Annotated in this window: 18 protein-coding genes and 1 riboswitch; of the genes, 4 read left to right on the plus strand and 14 right to left on the minus strand. The window is 29.7% G+C overall.

The features are described from left to right. Positions 1-4: 4 nt before the first annotated feature. The gene (locus ACTT9Y_RS04460) at positions 5-1,450 is read left to right on the plus strand and encodes a protein adenylyltransferase SelO (RefSeq protein WP_440933199.1); all 1,446 of its coding nucleotides are present in this window, start codon (positions 5-7) and stop codon (positions 1,448-1,450) included. A gap of 2 nt (positions 1,451-1,452) precedes the next feature. On the opposite strand, the gene ACTT9Y_RS04465 is transcribed toward ACTT9Y_RS04460, so the two are convergent. The 4 genes from ACTT9Y_RS04465 to ACTT9Y_RS04480 are packed head-to-tail and all read right to left on the minus strand — an operon-like array spanning position 1,453 to position 4,183. Then, on the minus strand, positions 1,453-2,052 hold the full coding sequence (locus ACTT9Y_RS04465; RefSeq protein ID WP_440933200.1) for a 2OG-Fe(II) oxygenase: 600 nt from the start codon (positions 2,050-2,052) through the stop codon (positions 1,453-1,455). Next, a complete protein-coding gene (locus ACTT9Y_RS04470; protein WP_440933201.1) occupies positions 2,049-2,582 on the minus strand; it encodes a tetratricopeptide repeat protein in 534 nt (177 codons plus the stop codon). The genes ACTT9Y_RS04465 and ACTT9Y_RS04470 overlap by 4 nt, the downstream gene beginning before the upstream one ends. A 12-nt stretch (positions 2,583-2,594) precedes the next feature. Continuing rightward, positions 2,595-3,698 (minus strand): NAD(P)/FAD-dependent oxidoreductase, encoded by a 1,104-nt coding sequence (locus tag ACTT9Y_RS04475; RefSeq protein ID WP_440933202.1) that lies wholly within the window; start codon positions 3,696-3,698, stop codon positions 2,595-2,597. Positions 3,699-3,700: 2 nt separating this feature from the next. Beyond that, positions 3,701-4,183 carry a TspO/MBR family protein gene (locus tag ACTT9Y_RS04480; protein ID WP_440933203.1) on the minus strand — a complete coding sequence of 161 codons (483 nt, stop codon included), beginning with the start codon at positions 4,181-4,183 and terminating at the stop codon, positions 3,701-3,703. A gap of 8 nt (positions 4,184-4,191) precedes the next feature. Between ACTT9Y_RS04480 and ACTT9Y_RS04485 the strand changes: the two genes are divergently transcribed. Then, on the plus strand, positions 4,192-4,950 hold the full coding sequence (locus tag ACTT9Y_RS04485) for an SDR family NAD(P)-dependent oxidoreductase (protein ID WP_440933204.1): 759 nt from the start codon (positions 4,192-4,194) through the stop codon (positions 4,948-4,950). Here ACTT9Y_RS04485 and ACTT9Y_RS04490 read toward each other — a convergent pair whose 3' ends face one another. From ACTT9Y_RS04490 to ACTT9Y_RS04535, 10 genes are all read right to left on the minus strand, one after another. After that, positions 4,951-5,511, minus strand: a complete 561-nt coding sequence (locus ACTT9Y_RS04490) for a DUF3833 domain-containing protein (RefSeq protein ID WP_440933205.1) — start codon at positions 5,509-5,511, stop codon at positions 4,951-4,953. A gap of 5 nt (positions 5,512-5,516) precedes the next feature. Then, entirely contained in the window at positions 5,517-6,695 is a 1,179-nt protein-coding gene (locus ACTT9Y_RS04495; RefSeq protein ID WP_440933206.1) for a class I SAM-dependent methyltransferase, read from the minus strand. Continuing rightward, positions 6,695-7,459 carry a DUF1365 domain-containing protein gene (locus tag ACTT9Y_RS04500; RefSeq protein ID WP_440933207.1) on the minus strand — a complete coding sequence of 255 codons (765 nt, stop codon included), beginning with the start codon at positions 7,457-7,459 and terminating at the stop codon, positions 6,695-6,697. The genes ACTT9Y_RS04495 and ACTT9Y_RS04500 overlap by 1 nt, the downstream gene beginning before the upstream one ends. Beyond that, positions 7,452-8,690, minus strand: coding sequence for an NAD(P)/FAD-dependent oxidoreductase (locus tag ACTT9Y_RS04505; RefSeq protein ID WP_440933208.1), 1,239 nt, complete (start codon positions 8,688-8,690; stop codon positions 7,452-7,454). Before ACTT9Y_RS04505 ends, ACTT9Y_RS04500 begins: the two co-directional genes overlap by 8 nt. 6 nt (positions 8,691-8,696) lie before the next feature. Next, positions 8,697-11,567: an aminomethyl-transferring glycine dehydrogenase gene (gene gcvP, locus ACTT9Y_RS04510; protein ID WP_440933209.1), complete on the minus strand. Its 2,871-nt coding sequence runs from the start codon at positions 11,565-11,567 to the stop codon at positions 8,697-8,699. Then, on the minus strand, positions 11,567-11,947 hold the full coding sequence (gene gcvH / locus ACTT9Y_RS04515; protein ID WP_440933210.1) for a glycine cleavage system protein GcvH: 381 nt from the start codon (positions 11,945-11,947) through the stop codon (positions 11,567-11,569). The genes gcvP and gcvH overlap by 1 nt, the downstream gene beginning before the upstream one ends. Then, positions 11,947-13,050, minus strand: a complete 1,104-nt coding sequence (gene gcvT / locus ACTT9Y_RS04520; protein WP_440933211.1) for a glycine cleavage system aminomethyltransferase GcvT — start codon at positions 13,048-13,050, stop codon at positions 11,947-11,949. The genes gcvH and gcvT overlap by 1 nt, the downstream gene beginning before the upstream one ends. 77 nt (positions 13,051-13,127) lie before the next feature. After that, positions 13,128-13,213: riboswitch (glycine riboswitch) on the minus strand. A 30-nt stretch (positions 13,214-13,243) separates the two neighbouring features. Beyond that, entirely contained in the window at positions 13,244-14,116 is an 873-nt protein-coding gene (locus ACTT9Y_RS04525) for a DMT family transporter (RefSeq protein WP_440933212.1), read from the minus strand. Continuing rightward, positions 14,116-15,060, minus strand: coding sequence for a biotin-dependent carboxyltransferase family protein (locus ACTT9Y_RS04530; protein ID WP_440933213.1), 945 nt, complete (start codon positions 15,058-15,060; stop codon positions 14,116-14,118). The genes ACTT9Y_RS04525 and ACTT9Y_RS04530 overlap by 1 nt, the downstream gene beginning before the upstream one ends. Further along, complete coding sequence (locus ACTT9Y_RS04535; protein ID WP_440933214.1) at positions 15,053-15,727, minus strand: allophanate hydrolase subunit 1; 675 nt, start codon at positions 15,725-15,727, stop codon at positions 15,053-15,055. The genes ACTT9Y_RS04530 and ACTT9Y_RS04535 overlap by 8 nt, the downstream gene beginning before the upstream one ends. A gap of 27 nt (positions 15,728-15,754) precedes the next feature. On the opposite strand from ACTT9Y_RS04535, the gene ACTT9Y_RS04540 reads away from it, so the two are divergent. Together ACTT9Y_RS04540 and ACTT9Y_RS04545 are read left to right on the plus strand one after the other, a co-directional pair. Next, positions 15,755-16,534: a 5-oxoprolinase subunit PxpA gene (locus tag ACTT9Y_RS04540; protein WP_440933215.1), complete on the plus strand. Its 780-nt coding sequence runs from the start codon at positions 15,755-15,757 to the stop codon at positions 16,532-16,534. Further along, entirely contained in the window at positions 16,527-17,012 is a 486-nt protein-coding gene (locus tag ACTT9Y_RS04545) for a tetratricopeptide repeat protein (protein ID WP_440933216.1), read from the plus strand. The genes ACTT9Y_RS04540 and ACTT9Y_RS04545 overlap by 8 nt, the downstream gene beginning before the upstream one ends. Positions 17,013-17,043: the final 31 nt, after the last annotated feature.

Raw genomic sequence — 17,043 nt, forward strand, 5'->3', positions numbered from 1 at the left:
TAAAATGACCATTGGTTGGCATTTTGATAATACATATTCGAAGTTATCAAATACTTTTAAAGAAAATATTAAACCAACTCCTGTTCATGACCCTGAATTAGTAATTTTAAACGAGGAACTAGCATCTACTTTAAATTTAGATTTTTCAAAAACAGACAAAAAAAAATTAGCAGAAATATTTTCTGGAAACTCCATACCAGAAGAAACTAATACCATTGCGCAAGCGTATGCTGGTCATCAATTTGGACACTTTACTATGTTGGGAGATGGTAGAGCAGTTTTATTGGGTGAGCATTTGGTTAATAATCATAACCGTTTTGATATTCAGTTTAAAGGTTCAGGGAGAACTTCTTTTTCTAGAGGTGGTGATGGGAGAGCAGCATTAGGACCTATGCTTAGAGAATATATTATCAGTGAAGCGATACATTCATTAAATATTCCAACAACTAGAAGCCTAGCTGTAGTAAAAACAGGAGAAAAAGTTGTAAGAGAAAATCTTTTACAGGGTGCTATATTAACTAGAGTTGCATCAAGTCATCTTCGAGTTGGAACTTTTCAATATATTGCTGCAACTCAAAATATTGAAAATTTAAGTACTTTAGTCGACTACACAATAAACAGACATTATCCAGAAATAAAAACATCAAATTCAAAAGCATTAGATTTATTAAATCTTGTAATGGAAAAACAATGCCAGCTAGTAATCAATTGGATGAGAGTTGGATTTATTCATGGGGTTATGAATACTGATAACATGGCAATTTCAGGTGAAACAATAGATTATGGTCCATGCGCATTTATGGATCATTATGATCCAAAAACTGTATTTAGCTCAATAGACAAATTTGGCAGATACGCCTTTTCTAATCAACCACCAATTACAAAGTGGAATTTAGCAAGATTTGCTGAATGTTTGATCCCTATAATTGATAAAGATGAAGATACTGCAATTAAATTAGCTACAGATTTAATAGATAATTTCCAAAATATTTATGAAGATAAGTGGTTAAATATGATGAGAGATAAGCTTGGTCTATTTGGTCAGGATAAAAATGATAAAAAATTAATTAATGATTTGTTTAATTGGATGGAAAAAAATAAGGCAGATTACACAAATACTTTCTGTAATCTAATGAACATCAACTCTGATGAAATTTACAGAAATAATGATTTTATCAATTGGAAAAATCAATGGAAAAAAAGATCTGAGTTAAATAATTCAACCAAGGAAAAACAAAGCAAACTTATGAAATCAAATAATCCAACAGTTATTCCTAGGAATCATAAAGTAGAAGAAGCTCTGGCTGCTGCAGACAAAGGGAATCTTGATCTAATGAAAGTGCTACTTAGTATTTTAAAAAGTCCGTATGATCATCAAAAAAATATTACAGAATATCAAGTTCCAGCACCTCCTAGAAAAGAGAAATATCAGACTTTTTGTGGAACTTAAAATTAATCAAATGGATAACACATCCAGCCCGAAATTATATATTTTGTATCAATTTTTAATATCTCACCTGCATGTGCATGAGTCCATTCAGCGGGCCAAATCAAAGTTTTTCCCATTTCTGGTTTTACCCTTACATCATAATGGGAAAAATATGTACTTCCATTATCATAGCCAACGTCATTCAAATAAGTCATCCAAGCAAATACACGATGCATCGTTAAAGTTGAGTTTCTTTCACAATGAATTAAAGAGAAATGATCTCCAGGATTATATTTTTGCAAAGTAAAAGTTGGAATGTCTAATTCTGAATTAGTCTTGGTTAAAAATGGCCATTGTTGTTTGTAGTCATTATAACATTTATAAAGCTCTTCAAAATAGTCATTAAACATATTAAATTTTTCTTTTTTCAAAAACAAAGGGTCTATATTAATATTAGTAGTTTTTTTACTTTCTTCATTGTGACCAAATCCCGTAACTCCTTTGCTTTGTAAATGAACATTTTTCTCAAAAAAATCAATCATTCCTGAAAACAATTTTTGATCTTCAATTTTCCAACAACCAATAAAGTTTTTATTTTTAGTATTAATTTCTTGTCTAATCATTCAATAATTTCAAATCCTGAGTTATTAAATCTTATAAATCCTGTTGCTTTTTTAATATGATTTAAACCTTTCTTATGTTCATTTAATTTTAAATATAAATTTCCAAGTCTAAAATTTGATTTTTTATGTTCAGGATCTTTTTCTAGAGCCATATTAAGATATTTTTTCGCATCATCTAAATTATTTTCATTTATATAAATGTTTGCTATTTCACTCATTGAATCAATATTTTGATCAATTTCAATTGCTGTTAAATAATTTTTTTTTGCAGATTCTAAATCTCCTTTTACAACCATCAAATTAGCTAGATTATTAAAAATTGAAGAATTCTTATTATCTAACTTTGATGCTTTAATTAAAAATTCTTCTCCTAAATTTATATTTTTCATTACTGAGTAAATTGTACCTAGTAAAAAAAATACTCTTGAATCTTGAATCTCTATTTTTTTTAGTATTTCTAAGGCCTCATTGTATTTATTACTTTTAAGTAAACTAAGCGACTCATTTAACGAATTTTCTAAATTGCTCATTAAAAAATTATATTACAAGACGTATGGCTCTGGTCTAGCTGTTTTTCCTAAAACTCTTTCTACGGCAAATTCACTTATATCTATTGTTTGATAAGAGCCAGTTGTGATTAGTTCTGTTAAAGCTCTGCCAACACCTGGTGCCTGCATTAATCCTCTACCTGTGAAACCTGAGGCCATATAAACATTTTCATATTTTGGATGCTTACCAACAACTGCATTGTTATCTAATTTATTGCAATCATAGAAACCTGCCCATCCGCCAGTTAATTTTAATTCTTCAAAAACAGGTATTCTCTTAGCAAGAGCTGGCCAAACTAATTCCTCAAAATCATTCCAAGCTGGTTCTAAATCTTCTGCATCAAATACAGAAATAGGTGATCCTGCTAAATATTCCCCTCCTTCTGGTCTCCAATAAACACCGGTTGTTAAATCTCCACTTAGTGGCATATCTTTTATATATGTTGGGCATTTTACTCTAAACACGGTATGTTTTTGCGGAACAACAGGAATATCCTTTAACAATTCTTTTGTCCAGCAACCAGCCGCAGAAACAATTGTTTTGGCATTTATTTCAGAAATACTTTTTACTTCACCTTTAATAAATTCTGCTCCAAGTTCTATAGCTTTACTTTTAAGAGCGCTATGAAACATAAATGGATCAATCCATCCTTCACTTTGATTATCCGTATAAGTTGCTGTCTCTATACCTTCACTATTCACATAAGGGAAAACTTTAGATAATTCTGACCCTTTAATATTTTTTGTTCCTGCATCACATTCTTTATGATTTTCTAATGCTCTATATTGTTCTTCAGCATGCTCAGGACCAAACATTAAAAGATATCCATTGGTTACCATGCTAGCAGTAGGATTAGGATTTTTTTCTGTTTTTAATAATTTTGGTATTTGGAAAATAAATTCTCTTGCAAATTTTCCTAATAAAATATTTTCTTTTTGGAAAAATTGTCTTCTAAAACCACCTAGAGATAATGGGAATGAAGCTGTTTTATAAGTAGGATCTCTTTCAATTACTTTTACTTTTCTACCTTCTTTCGATAAAAAATAGGCTGTTGCTGCCCCAATTATTCCTCCGCCAATTACTACAACATCATCCATATCTAATTTAATATAATTAAGCTTGTATTCAGAATTAGTGCAAAGCTACACCAAAGTAAATAAGGAATCATTAAGTAGGAACTCAACATCTTGACGCGTTTAAACCTTAAAATAAGATTGATTATCAATACTATTAATATGATTAATACTAAAAGAGCCAAAATCATATTATGGAAAACAAAGAAAACTACACTCCAAGTTGTATTAAATGCTAAATGAATAAAATAAATATAAACAGTATTCATATCTCTATTTTTTGTATGCCAGTAAAGCCATATTGAAATTGTCATCAATGTATACAAGGTGGTCCAAACAGGTCCAAATATCCAATCTGGTGGATTAAATGATGGTTTATTTAATAATGAGTACCATGGCTCTTTAAATGTAATAGTAGCTAAACCACCAATCAATGAAGCAGAGAATGTAATAGCAAGAAACAATATAAATGTTAAAAATTTATTTTTAAACATGTAAGATATATACATAACAAAAAATGAGTAAAAAAACTATTTGGATTACAGGCGGTAGTACTGGGATTGGCAAAGCTTTAGCAATCAAGTTTGCAAGTAAGGGATGGAATGTTGCTATATCTGCAAGAAGAGCTGAATTACTAAATGAGCTTTCAAATTCTTATGAAAATATCTCAAGTTTTCCTTTAGATGTAACAGATAAAGAAAAGTGCAAAGAAGTATTTAATGAAATTAAAAAAAAATATGAAAATATAGATATTTGTTTTTTTTCAACTGGAACATGGGATCCCAAAAAAGAAAAAGATATAGATGTCGAACAAATGGAAGATGTGTTTAGAGTAAATTTTTTTGGAACTGTGAATAGTATCAAAGCAGTTGAGCAATACTTTAGAGATAAAAAAAATGGTATAATTACTATTGTTTCATCAATTGCAGGATATAGAGGATTACCTAATTCAACTGGATATGGACCATCTAAATCTGCATTAAACAACTTAGCTGAAAGTTTGTACTTTGATTTTAAAAGATACAATGTACGTATTTGTTTAGTGTCTCCTGGATTTATTAAAACACCAATGACAGATAAAAATGATTTTAAAATGCCTTTTTTGAAAACTCCTGAGTATGCTGCAGATCAAATTTATGAGGGTTTAATTAACAAAAATATATTTGAAATACATTTTCCAAAATCACTCACAATCACATTAAAACTATTGAGTTTTTTACCGAGTAAAATTTATTTTGGTTTAGTTGGAAAACTTACAAAATATCAAAAAAAGTAATTAATCTTTTACAAATACAACTGTTAATTCAGCTACTTTAAAACCAAATTTAGTCATTGTTGCTCTATTAATTGCAACCCTATCATCTTGTTTAAAAATCCAATCATCGAAAGTTATTTTTAATTCTTTACCTTTAACTGGAACTAATAAAACATATTCAAATTTAAATGCTGGTCCATAAGAATATCCTACTGCTTTACCCACAACATCCCCTGCTGTTCCTTCATAATTGTGCTCATCAATTTTATTTATTCTCCATTCTCGGTCTTGAACTTCACCATCATCCCAATTAAATTTTTCTTTAAGAATTAACTGCTTTCCATCCCAAGTCCCATTTAAATCTGCAGAAAATTGTCTTGTAACTTTTCCTGATCTATTTTGTAGAACTCCCCAAGCCTTAACATTTCCAGATAAATATTCCTCAATAATTAATCTTGGTTCTTTATTTTTAAAGTCTTCTGGTTTCATGGCACTATTATTCGAGCAACTTGTAATTAAGAATAATGAAATTATCAATGAAATTGACTTAATTATTTTTATATGTCGCATAAATATCTCCATTATTTTCACTTGTTTTGCATTGAAAATTGTATCAGATCAATATTTTTTGACTTAAATCCAGCTTCACAATAAGAAAGATAAAACTCCCACATTCTTTTAAATGTTAAGTCAAAACCTTGATTTTTTATTAAATCCCATTTTTTTAAAAACTCATTTCTCCATATAGCCAATGTATTTGCATAATGGTCAGCATAAGAAATATATGAATTAACAGTTAAACCATTGTCAGAAACATATCGATTAATGCTATTTTTATTTGGCAAAAAACCACCTGGAAAAATATATTTTTGAATAAAATCTTGTTTATTTTTATATCTATCAAATAACCTATCATCGATGGTTATTGCTTGAATAGCTGCTTTACCACCATCAGATAAGTTAGTTTTAATGGTTTTAAAATAACCCTCTAAATAATTTTGACCAACAGCCTCAATCATCTCTATAGAGGCAATTGAATTGTATTTGCCTTTAAGATCTCTGTAATCCTTTATTTCAATATTTACTTTTTCGTTTAAACCACAATTAAAAATTCTTTCTTTTGCGTATTCAAATTGTTTTTTTGATATTGTAATACAGTCTAGTTTAACATCATATTTTTTACCTAAGTATTCAGCAAAACCTCCCCAACCACATCCTATTTCTAAAACTTTGTCACCATTGTTTGGTTTAATTAGATCAATTAATTTTTGATATTTGTTATTTTGAGCATCGGAAAGATTTTTCGACTTATCATCAAAAATAGCACTAGAGTAAGTAAGTGTGTCATCTAACCAAAGAGAAAAAAAATCATTACCTAGATCATAATGTTTAGCAATATTTTCTTTGCTTCTACTTTTTGTATTTTTGATTATTTTATTTTTTACAAAATTAATTATTGGAAAATCGAGAAGACCTGAGAATTTATATATTACTTCTATATTTCTTGCAGTTAATTCAATTAAATTTGATAAGTTATCTGTTTCAAATTCACCTCTCATGTAGCTTTCAGCAAATCCAATACTACCACCTCTAATTAAATTATAATTAAAATCTGGTTTTTTGATTAAAATATTTGCATGCAATTTTTCATTTGGATTTCCAAACTTTAAAACTTTTCTATCATATGTTGTTAACTCAAGATAACCATAACTTATTTTATTAAGAAATTTAAAAACTAATTTATCTGCAGCATTATTTAAAAACATTAATTTTCAACTGTTATATTATTTTTAATATTAAGTTTTTTCTTAATAAATTTAATTCCTTTAATCCACAATTTAAACGCTTCAAAATGTATCGCAGAGATAATTTTAAATGTCATTAAAGGGTGTTTTAGATAAGAATTCATTAAGTTTTTACTTGTCAAATCAGATCTTTCACCATCTTGAGATGCGAAAAGAATTTTTCCTTCTTGATCATATTGATCTATTACAACTGACAACTTCTGCTCTGGATTTAATATCCTAAAAAAATAATTACAATCCATTTCAATAAATGGTGAAACATGAAATTTTTTTGAGCAATTATTTTGAATTAATTTATTTTGTCCTTCCACTTTAAAAACATAAGTGTGTTGTTCACCAAATGTATTTTTAACCTCATATAATATAGAAATTAAATTACCATTTCTATTGTATACAAAAAAAATACTTAGTGGATTAAAAACATAACCAAATATTCTTGGATAGCATAAAAGTTTAACTTTTATATTGTCAGTACTGATTTCGTTATTAATTAGATTTTTTTTTACCCACTCAAAAAGAGATGAACCATCACGATCACCATGATCTTTCTCGTAAAAACTAATTAAATTAAATTTATTTAAAGAAAAAAATTTTAATTTATCATTAAGCTCATTTAGTTCTGATAGATCTATAAATAATGAAAATACTTTATATTTAAAAAAATGTTCTTTCGGTTTAAATCTCTTATGGATTACATTTCCATTATATATACAAGAATTAATCATCAAGGTTTTTCAGCATTTCAATAGATGATTTTATTCCATCTTCATGAAATCCGTAACCAAAATAACTGCCACAAAAAAGTAAATCTTTTTGATTTTGTATTTTAATAAGCTCTGATTGAGCATCTAATGCTTTTTGATCATAATATGGATGTGTAAATTTCACTTTTCTCAATATTTTTTTCTCATCAATATTGAAGTAAGGATTTAATGTTAAGAAAATATTTTCATCACACTTTAAATTTTGCAATAAATTTAACCAGTAGGTTATTGAATTTTTCTCTAAATTCTTGTCATCTATTGATGAATTCCAAGAAGACCAAGCTTTTTTATTTTTGGGCATGGCCCGCTGATCTGTATGTATGTAAGCTATATTTTCTTTGTAGCTAAAATTCGAAAGAATATTTATCTCATCATCAGTTGGATTTTCAATTAACTTTAAAGCTTCATCAGCATGTGTCGCTAAAACTACTTTGTCATAATCGAAGAATTCGCTTTCTCCACCATAATATAAATCTAATCCTGATGATTTTCTTTTAATTGTTGTAACTTTGTAATTTTTGAAGTGTTCACCACTTATTTGAGAAAGTATTTTACTAACATAGGTTCTGCTTCTATTGGTTACTGTGTACCATTGCGGTCTATTTTTCAATTTAAACAAACCATGATTTTGAAAAAATTTTATAAAAAAACTAATCGGCATTTTGCTTGCTTCATATGGAGGCATAGACCAAATTGCAGATACCATTGGTATTATATGATAGTTAACAAATGTTTTTGATAATTTATTAATTTTTAAATATTCACCTAAGGTAATTTTATCATTGGATAAGGTTAATTGATCACTTTTTTTATAAAATTTAATTATATCAAAAAACATCTTTAAGAAATCAATATTAAATAGATTTGATTTATTGGAGAAAATCCCACCCAACCCTTTTCCACAATATTCAAATTTTGTATTATCCACCGAAACTGAAAAAGACATGTTGCTTTTTTCGATTTGGATATCGTTTTCTTTAAAAAAATTAATTAAATTTGGATAAGTTTGAAAATTAAAAACAATAAAACCAATATCTACAGAAACTTTTTTTTCATCAAAAAAAATATCTATTGTATTTGAGTGTCCACCAAAGTGATCTTCGCGCTCGAAAAGATCTACATGATGTTTTTTAGATAAATAATAAGCAGCACTTAGTCCAGAAATACCTGACCCAACGACAGCAATTTTCATTAATTATTATGCTGCATCTTCTTTAAACTCATCCATACTTGGACAAGTGCAAAAAATATTTTTATCTCCGTATACATTATCAACTCTTGCAACTGGAGGCCAAAATTTATTTGCTTTTAAGAATTTTGCTGGATATGCAGCTTGCTCTCTTGAATATTTATGTTTCCATTCATCTGAAGCTAATTCAATATCGGTGTGAGGTGCATTTTTAATAGGGTTATCTACTTTGTCAAACTTGCCTGACTTGACCATATCTATTTCCTCTTTAATGCTAATCAAAGTGTCACAAAATCTATCCAGTTCAGATAAACTCTCACTCTCTGTTGGTTCTATCATCATTGTTCCAGCAACTGGCCATGACATTGTTGGCGCATGAAATCCATAATCTATTAATCTTTTAGCTATATCTTCTTCTGAAATACCTGTTTCGCTTTTAATTGATCTAATATCAATAATACATTCATGAGCTACATTACCATTTGAACCTTTATAAAGAATTGGGTAATGATCTTTTAATCTATTTGCTATGTAATTTGCATTTAGGATTGCAATTTGTGTTGCAAGTTTTACACCTTCGGATCCCATCATCTTAATGTACATCCAGGAAATTGATAAAATGCTTGAGCTTCCCCAAGGAGCTGCTGAAACAGCACCTATTCCACTTGCAGGTCCACAATCTTTTACTACTGGATGATTGGGCAGATAAACTTGTAAATGTCTTTTACATGCGATAGGTCCCATTCCAGGTCCTCCTCCACCATGTGGAATACAAAATGTTTTATGCAAATTTATATGACAAACATCAGGACCAAAATTTCCTGGTTTTGCAACTCCAACAAGTGCGTTTAGGTTTGCTCCATCCATATAAACTTGACCACCATGTTCATGAATTACTTCACATATATCTTTAATTTTTTCCTCAAATACACCATGGGTTGATGGGTAAGTTACCATCAATGCACCAAGATTTTCTGAATGCAATTCTGCTTTTTTCTTTAAATCCTCAAAATCAACATTTCCTTCTTTATCACAATCAACAACGACAACTTTCATTCCAACCATCTGTGCACTTGCTGGATTAGTTCCATGTGCTGAGCTTGGAATTAAACATATATTTCTATTTTCATCCCCTCTATCTAAATGATACTTTCTTATTACCATTAAGCCTGCATACTCACCTTGGGCTCCCGCATTTGGCTGAAGTGAAACACCAGAAAAACCAGTAATAGATCTTAACCAATTTTTAAGATCTGTGAACATTTCTCTATAACCCTCCATCTGTTCAACAGGTACGAATGGGTGGGGCTCAGCCAATTCTCTCCACGAAATAGGTATCATTTCTGCAGTAGCATTTAATTTCATAGTACATGATCCTAGAGCAATCATTGTTCTGTTAAGAGCTATATCTTTATCCTCTAACTTTTTAAGATATCTGAGCATTTCTGTCTCTGAATGATATGAGTTAAAAACAGGGTGTTCTAAATATTTTGAAGTTCTTAATAAATTTTTTGGTAAATTTGGTAAACTAACAGTAGGATCCTCTTTTTTAATTGACTCTGCAGCATTAAATATTTTTAATAATTGATTTACTCTGTAAACATTTTTTCTTTCATCGAAAGAAACAGATAGCATTTCTGAATTTACTTTTCTGATATTAACTTTTTGGTCTAAAGCATTTTTGAAAATTTGATCTGTCTTTTCTTTGGTAATAATAGTTACGGTATCAAAAAAATAATCAGAGTATAATTCATATCCTGATTGCTTTATTTTATCTGCAAAATTTTTTGCTAGTTGAGATACTCTTTCGGAAATACTTTTAATTCCATCTGGGCCATGATAAATAGCGTATGCTGCTGAAACAATCGCTAGTAAAGCTTGAGCGGTACAAATATTGCTTGTAGCTTTGTCTCTTCTAATGTGTTGCTCTCTAGTTTGTAATGACAATCTATAAGCCTGGCTTCCATGCCTATCCACTGAGACCCCAACAATTCTACCTGGCATAGATCGTTTGTATTCATCTTTTGTTGCAAAAAAGGCTGCATGAGGTCCTCCATAACCCATTGGAATACCGAATCTTTGGGAGCTACCGACTGCAATATCTGCTCCAAGCTCTCTTGGAGTTTTTAGCATAGAAAGTGCAAGAAGATCACAAACTAAAATTGCTTTTCCATTTTTTTTATGAATTTTACTTATGGCCTCACTAGGATCTTTAATATCACCTAAAGTTCCTGGATATTGTAAAACTCCGCAAACAATATCTTCTTTTAACTGCTCTAGAACTTTATCCTCGTTTCCAACAAGTACTTTTAGACCCATTGGCTCTGCTCTAGTTTGAATTACGTCAATTGTTTGTGGGTGGCAATTTTCTGAAACAAAAACTAAATTACTATCACTTTTATTAAGTCTATGACTTAAACCCATAGCTTCGGCAGCTGCTGTTCCCTCATCAAGTAAAGACGCGTTTGCTATATCCATTCCAGTAAAATCAACGATCATTTGTTGAAAGTTTAATAGCATCTCTAATCTACCTTGTGCTACTTCAGGCTGGTAAGGTGTATATGATGTGTACCATCCAGGATTTTCTAATATATTTCTTAAAATTACGTATGGTGTGTAGGTTCCATAATAACCCATGCCTATAAAATTTGAGTAAATTTGGTTTTTTTTTGAAATTGCTTTTAATTTTCTTAAAGCTTCATATTCTGAATTTGGTTCACCGATATTTAATTCACCTTTAAACTGAATCTTTTCTGGTATGGTGCTATTAATAAACTCATCTAATGACTTAAAGTTAAGATCTTTAAGCATTTTTTCTTGATCATTTTTTGATGGACCTATGTGTCTTCTAATAAAATCTTTTTGTGAATTGTGTAACATTAGCTTGATGTCTCCTTTGCAAATTTATCGTATTCTTCTTTATTCATTAAAGTATCTAGCTCCGATGTGTCTTTAATTTTCAGTTTAAAAAACCATGCACCACCTTCAGGGTCTTCATTGATTTTGGCAGGATCGTCAACTATAGACTGGTTAGTGTCTACCACTTCACCACTAACTGGAGTATAGACATCACTAGCAGCTTTCGTAGATTCTACTACTCCTGCAGTACCATCTTTTTCAACATTAGATCCTTTTTCAGGAAGTTCCGCAAAAACTATGTCTCCAAGCATTTCTGTTGCATGTTTTGTAATTCCTATTGTAGCTACATCTCCCTCCAAAGTAATCCACTCATGCTCTTTAGAAAATTTTACTTCACTCATTAATTTACTCCTTTCACATAATTTTTCTTATAAAATGGTAATGCGCAAACATTTGCTGGATATTTTTTTCCTCTTACCTCAAGCAAAATTTTAGTATCAACCTTTGAAAACTCTTTATCAACATAACCCATCGCTATAGGACCGTTTACGCTTGGTCCAAACGTTCCACTAGTTATCTCACCAATTTGTTTATCTGTATCATTAAATATTTTAGTTTTTTCTCTTGCAATCAGTCTACCTTCAGGCTTAATCCCTACTCTTATTTGGCTTGCTCCATCTTGCATTTGATTCATAATTTTTTTCGACCCAATAAAACCCCCATTTGATAATCTAGATTTTGAGATTGCCCATCTAAGGTTAGCCTCAACTGGCGTTTTATTAATATCTAATTCGTGACCATATAAACATAATCCAGCTTCTAATCTCAAGGTATCTCTTGCCCCAAGTCCTATAAGTTGTGCTCCCTTTTCTATTAAATTTTCAACGAATTTTTCAGCTTTATCATTGGAAATTGAAATTTCAAATCCATCTTCCCCTGTATAACCTGATCTTGTGACAAATAATTTTTGATTATCAGAATCAAACCAATTTCCTGTCATAAAATTTAGTTGATCAACCCCATTTATAATTGAGTTTAAAATTTCAACAGATTTAGGTCCTTGAATTGCTATCAAAGATCTATTGTTATCTAAATTCATTTTAAATTTTGAACCTAGTAAATTAGATAAAATCTCGAAGTCTTTATCTTTGCATGCAGCATTTAGGATTATTAAATACCCCTCCTGAATTTTGGTAATGATTAAATCATCATAAATTCCAGCATACTCATTCATTAAAAAACTATACTTAGAGCAGTTTTGTTTTAGATTTTTTAAATCTAATGGAAAAATTTTTTCTAATTCTTCTGTTAAAGTTTCATCGCCATATACAAATAGCTGGCCCATATGAGATACATCAAATATTCCAGAATGCGATCTTGTGAATTTATGTTCTTCAATAATACCTTTGCTATACTGAATAGGCATTTCATAGCCAGCAAATTCAACAAACTTAGCGTTGTTACTTTGATGAAGTTTATTTAGTGATGTTTTTTTTATTTCCATATTAACTCTTCTTTGCCCCCTCTGTCTTGGTGCCTGAGAGATTTGCTCCTTCGGCGAGAATAATTCTCTTTCCAGAGTTAATATGTACGGTCCTTTTGCCTGAGAGTTTCCGGGGTGGTTGCTCCTTCGGCGCTACAAAAGTAGTCTCTCCCGTATATAAATTTATAACACATTTAAAATGTTTATGTGTAATTTATTTAGCTACATTTTTGACAAGTAATGGAGACAAAAACTGTATAACTACTGCTGTTATAACTACTGCTCCCCCAAAAAGCACTGTAAGTGGCGGATTTTCGTTTGCAAACATCCATGCCCACATGGGTCCTAAGACAGCTTCAGTCAACATAATGATTCCAACAAATGCTGAGGGAGTTGATCTTGCTCCAATTGTTATAAGTATAAATCCAAGTCCAACTTGAAAAAATCCTGCAATAAAACCTAAAAAAATATCATTTGTTGAAACTAAAATACTCGGTGACATAAACAAACCTATTAGTGTTGCAAAAATTCCAGCAACTAATTGTAAAGGTATCATGTCGACTTTTGGATATTTTCTTACAATTAAAATTAAGATTGCAAATGATATCGGCATAATAAATGCAACTAAGTTTCCAGTCATTTGACCTGTTGTTAGTGAACTGCCCAACATTAAAATGATACCAGCTACTGCTGTAATAATACAAGTTAATGTAATTTTTGAAATTTTTTCTTTTAAAAATACATAACCAAAAATTGCTAAAAACAAAGCTTGAGTTTGAATTATAAAGTTTGCATTAGCTACTGTTGTTTCGTACATAGCAAATACATAACTAGCAAATCCAATGGATAAAATTATTCCTCCAAATAAACCTGGAATTCCAGATTTATAAAGAGCACTGAAAATTTTTCTTTTATAAGTAAAGATTAAAAAAATTGTAATTACTCCAATAAAGAAAAGTGATCTCCAAAATAATATTTGCCAAAGTGTAGATCCATCGAAAGACTTAACAATTAAACCTCCAAAACTTAATGCGCAAGCTCCTAAAAAAACTAAAAAAGGACCTGGTATTTTTGATAAAAAATTCATTAAATTTGTGATAGTAAATTTTGAGTTTCCATTTCATATAATTTAAATAAAGTCTCTGCATCAGATAAATTAATCTCTTTGAATTTTATTTTTGAACCAGGAGACATCTGTACTAATCGGTCATAATCGACACTAGCCACAACTCCAATTTTTGGATAACCACCAATAGTACCATGATCTGAAAGCATTATAATTGGATTTCCGTCTGCCGGTACTTGAATTACACCTTTAATCAAACCCTCTGATTTTATGTTGGTATTCACAATATTATCAATTTTAGGTCCCTCTAGTCTCATACCCATTCTGTCTGAAAGTTTGGATACTGTGAATTCCTTTTCATAAAATAATTTTTTACCTTCTTCAGAAAAGTAATCAAAATTAGTGCCTTTGATCACCCTTATGTTTTCTATTTTGGTATTAATGTAATTAGTTTTTTTAATATCCTTATTTAAATTTATTTTTTTTAAATTAATTCTTTGCCCAACTTCTAATTTTTTTCCATCATTGGATCCAATATTTGCTTTTGTATTTATAGAACAACTATTCCATTGAAATTTTAAATCGAACACTCCACCCAATGCTAAATATCCATAAACTGATTTATTTGTAGATATGATATTTATCTCATCTCCATTTTCAATTTGATAACTTTCGTAACATTTACCCTCAATTTCAGTATCTTTTTTTTTAATTGAAAAAATTACATCTCCAGTGATGGCGCAATTAATTTTTTCTCCGGAATATTTTATATGAGGACCTTGATATGCAAACTCTATGACTGCAGAGTCTAAATTATTATAAACAAGTTTATTGGCTATAAGATAATTTCTATTATCCATAGCACCACTAAATGGTATGCCAATATGATAAAGATGATCCCTGCCTTTATCTTGAAAGGTGGTATTAATTCCAGGTCTAATTATTTCTAGATAATTGCTACTCATTATAATTTTTATACTGATCTAACGTAATTTCCTTAAAAATTACTGTATCTCCTGGGTTAATTAGATTTGGTTTGTCTTCTTTTGAACTATCAAAGACATCCACAGGGGTATTTCCTAAAATATTCCATCCACCTGGACTTTCAAATGTATAAATGTTTGCAAATTGTTCAGTTAATGCAACAGATCCCTTTGGCACTTTTACTCTAGGGGTCTCTAAACGTTGAGCTCTCATATTCTCATCCAAGTCACCAAGAAAAGGCATGCCTGCAATAAACCCTGTCATGTAACAAAAATATTCCTTATTTAAAAAATTCTCAAAAATTTTTTCTCTATTTAATTTTAATATTTCTTCCAATCTTTTAATGTCCTTTGAGAATTTTTCATGACAACAAACTGGTATTTCTAATTTTTTTGAATTTGTATCTTTTGAGTCTTGAGCATTAATGTTTTCAACATAATTTTTTACTTTTTTAAAATTTGTTTTTTTTAGATCGTAAGAAATAATTAGTTTATTATAGGAAGGTGTTAAATTATTTATTCCTTCAAATTTTTTTTCTTTAATAGTTTTAAAATATTTTATTACTTGTGAATTAATTGATTTATTTACTTCGTTACCAAAATCACAGTACAAAGCTGCGTCACCAAGATTTGATATATTTTTTATCATGCCATGTTATACTCAACATTATAAGCTATGGAAATTAATATAAATTGTGATTTAGGGGAAAAATCAAAACATCATTCAAATAAGAATGATCCAAATTTACTTGAAATAGTTAATTCAGCTAATGTGGCATGTGGTTACCATGCAGGTGATTATGATTCTATGAAACAAGTTATTCAAATTTCAAAAAAAAATGGTGTTAGTATTGGTGCGCATCCATCATTTAAAGATCCAGAAAATTTTGGAAGGCAAAGAATGAATCTTCCGCCTAATGAGATAAGGCAATTGATTGTTGATCAATATGAAATTCTTCAAAAGATTGCTCAAGATCATGGAGAAAACGTTACACATATTAAACCACACGGTGCTTTAAATAATATGGCTTGTGAAGATATTGATTTAGCAACTACTTTAGCAAAAACAATAAATGAGATTAGTAAAGATTTGATTTATTTGGTTCCTACAGGATCTAAAATGGAGCAAGCAGCAAAAAAAATGAACATGCGTATAGCTTGTGAGATTTTTGCAGATAGAAATTATGAAGATGATGGAAATTTAGTTTCTAGAAAAAAACCAAATGCTCTTATAACTGATCCAGAGGAGGCGAAAAAACATGTGCTAAATATGGTTAAAAATCAGTCGCTTAATTGTCACAGTGGAAAGCAGATACCTTGTGAAATTGACTCTGTGTGCATACATGGTGACAACGAAAGTTCATTATCTACAGCAAAATCAATAAGAGAAAACCTGTTAGAAAATGGATTACAATTAAAACCTTTAAATAAAATGGAGAAATTTATAAATGATTAAAAAAATATTTATAATTTTGATTTTAACATTGTTTACAACAAGTTCTTTTTCTGCAGGATCAGACTCCACTTCTTCAAAAGTAAAATCAAATTATGATAAAGCAGTAGAGTCAATTAAGTTTGCAAAAAAATACGAGTTAAAAGGTAAACTTGAAAAGGCAAAAAAAAGATATGCTAAAGCTCAAAAACTACTTTTGAAATCAAACTCAGAAAAACCTAACAAAGCTGATACTTTAAATTATTTAGGTTTCACTACCCGAAAACTTGGTGATTACGAGAACGGCGAAAAATATTATCTACAAGGTCTAGAAATTGAACCTAATCATATAGGTATAAACGAATATTTAGGTGAACTGTATGTTGCAACAAACAGATTAAATTTAGCAAAAGAAAGATTAAAAATATTAGAAAACTGTAACTGTAAAGAATATATCCAGTTAAAAGAAGTTATTGAAGGCACTAAAAAATCTAAATATTAATTTAAATACAAAATATAAAAAATAAGCTGGT

It is taken from the genome of Candidatus Pelagibacter sp. (genome assembly GCF_052049995.1).
GTDB lineage: Bacteria > Pseudomonadota > Alphaproteobacteria > Pelagibacterales > Pelagibacteraceae > Pelagibacter.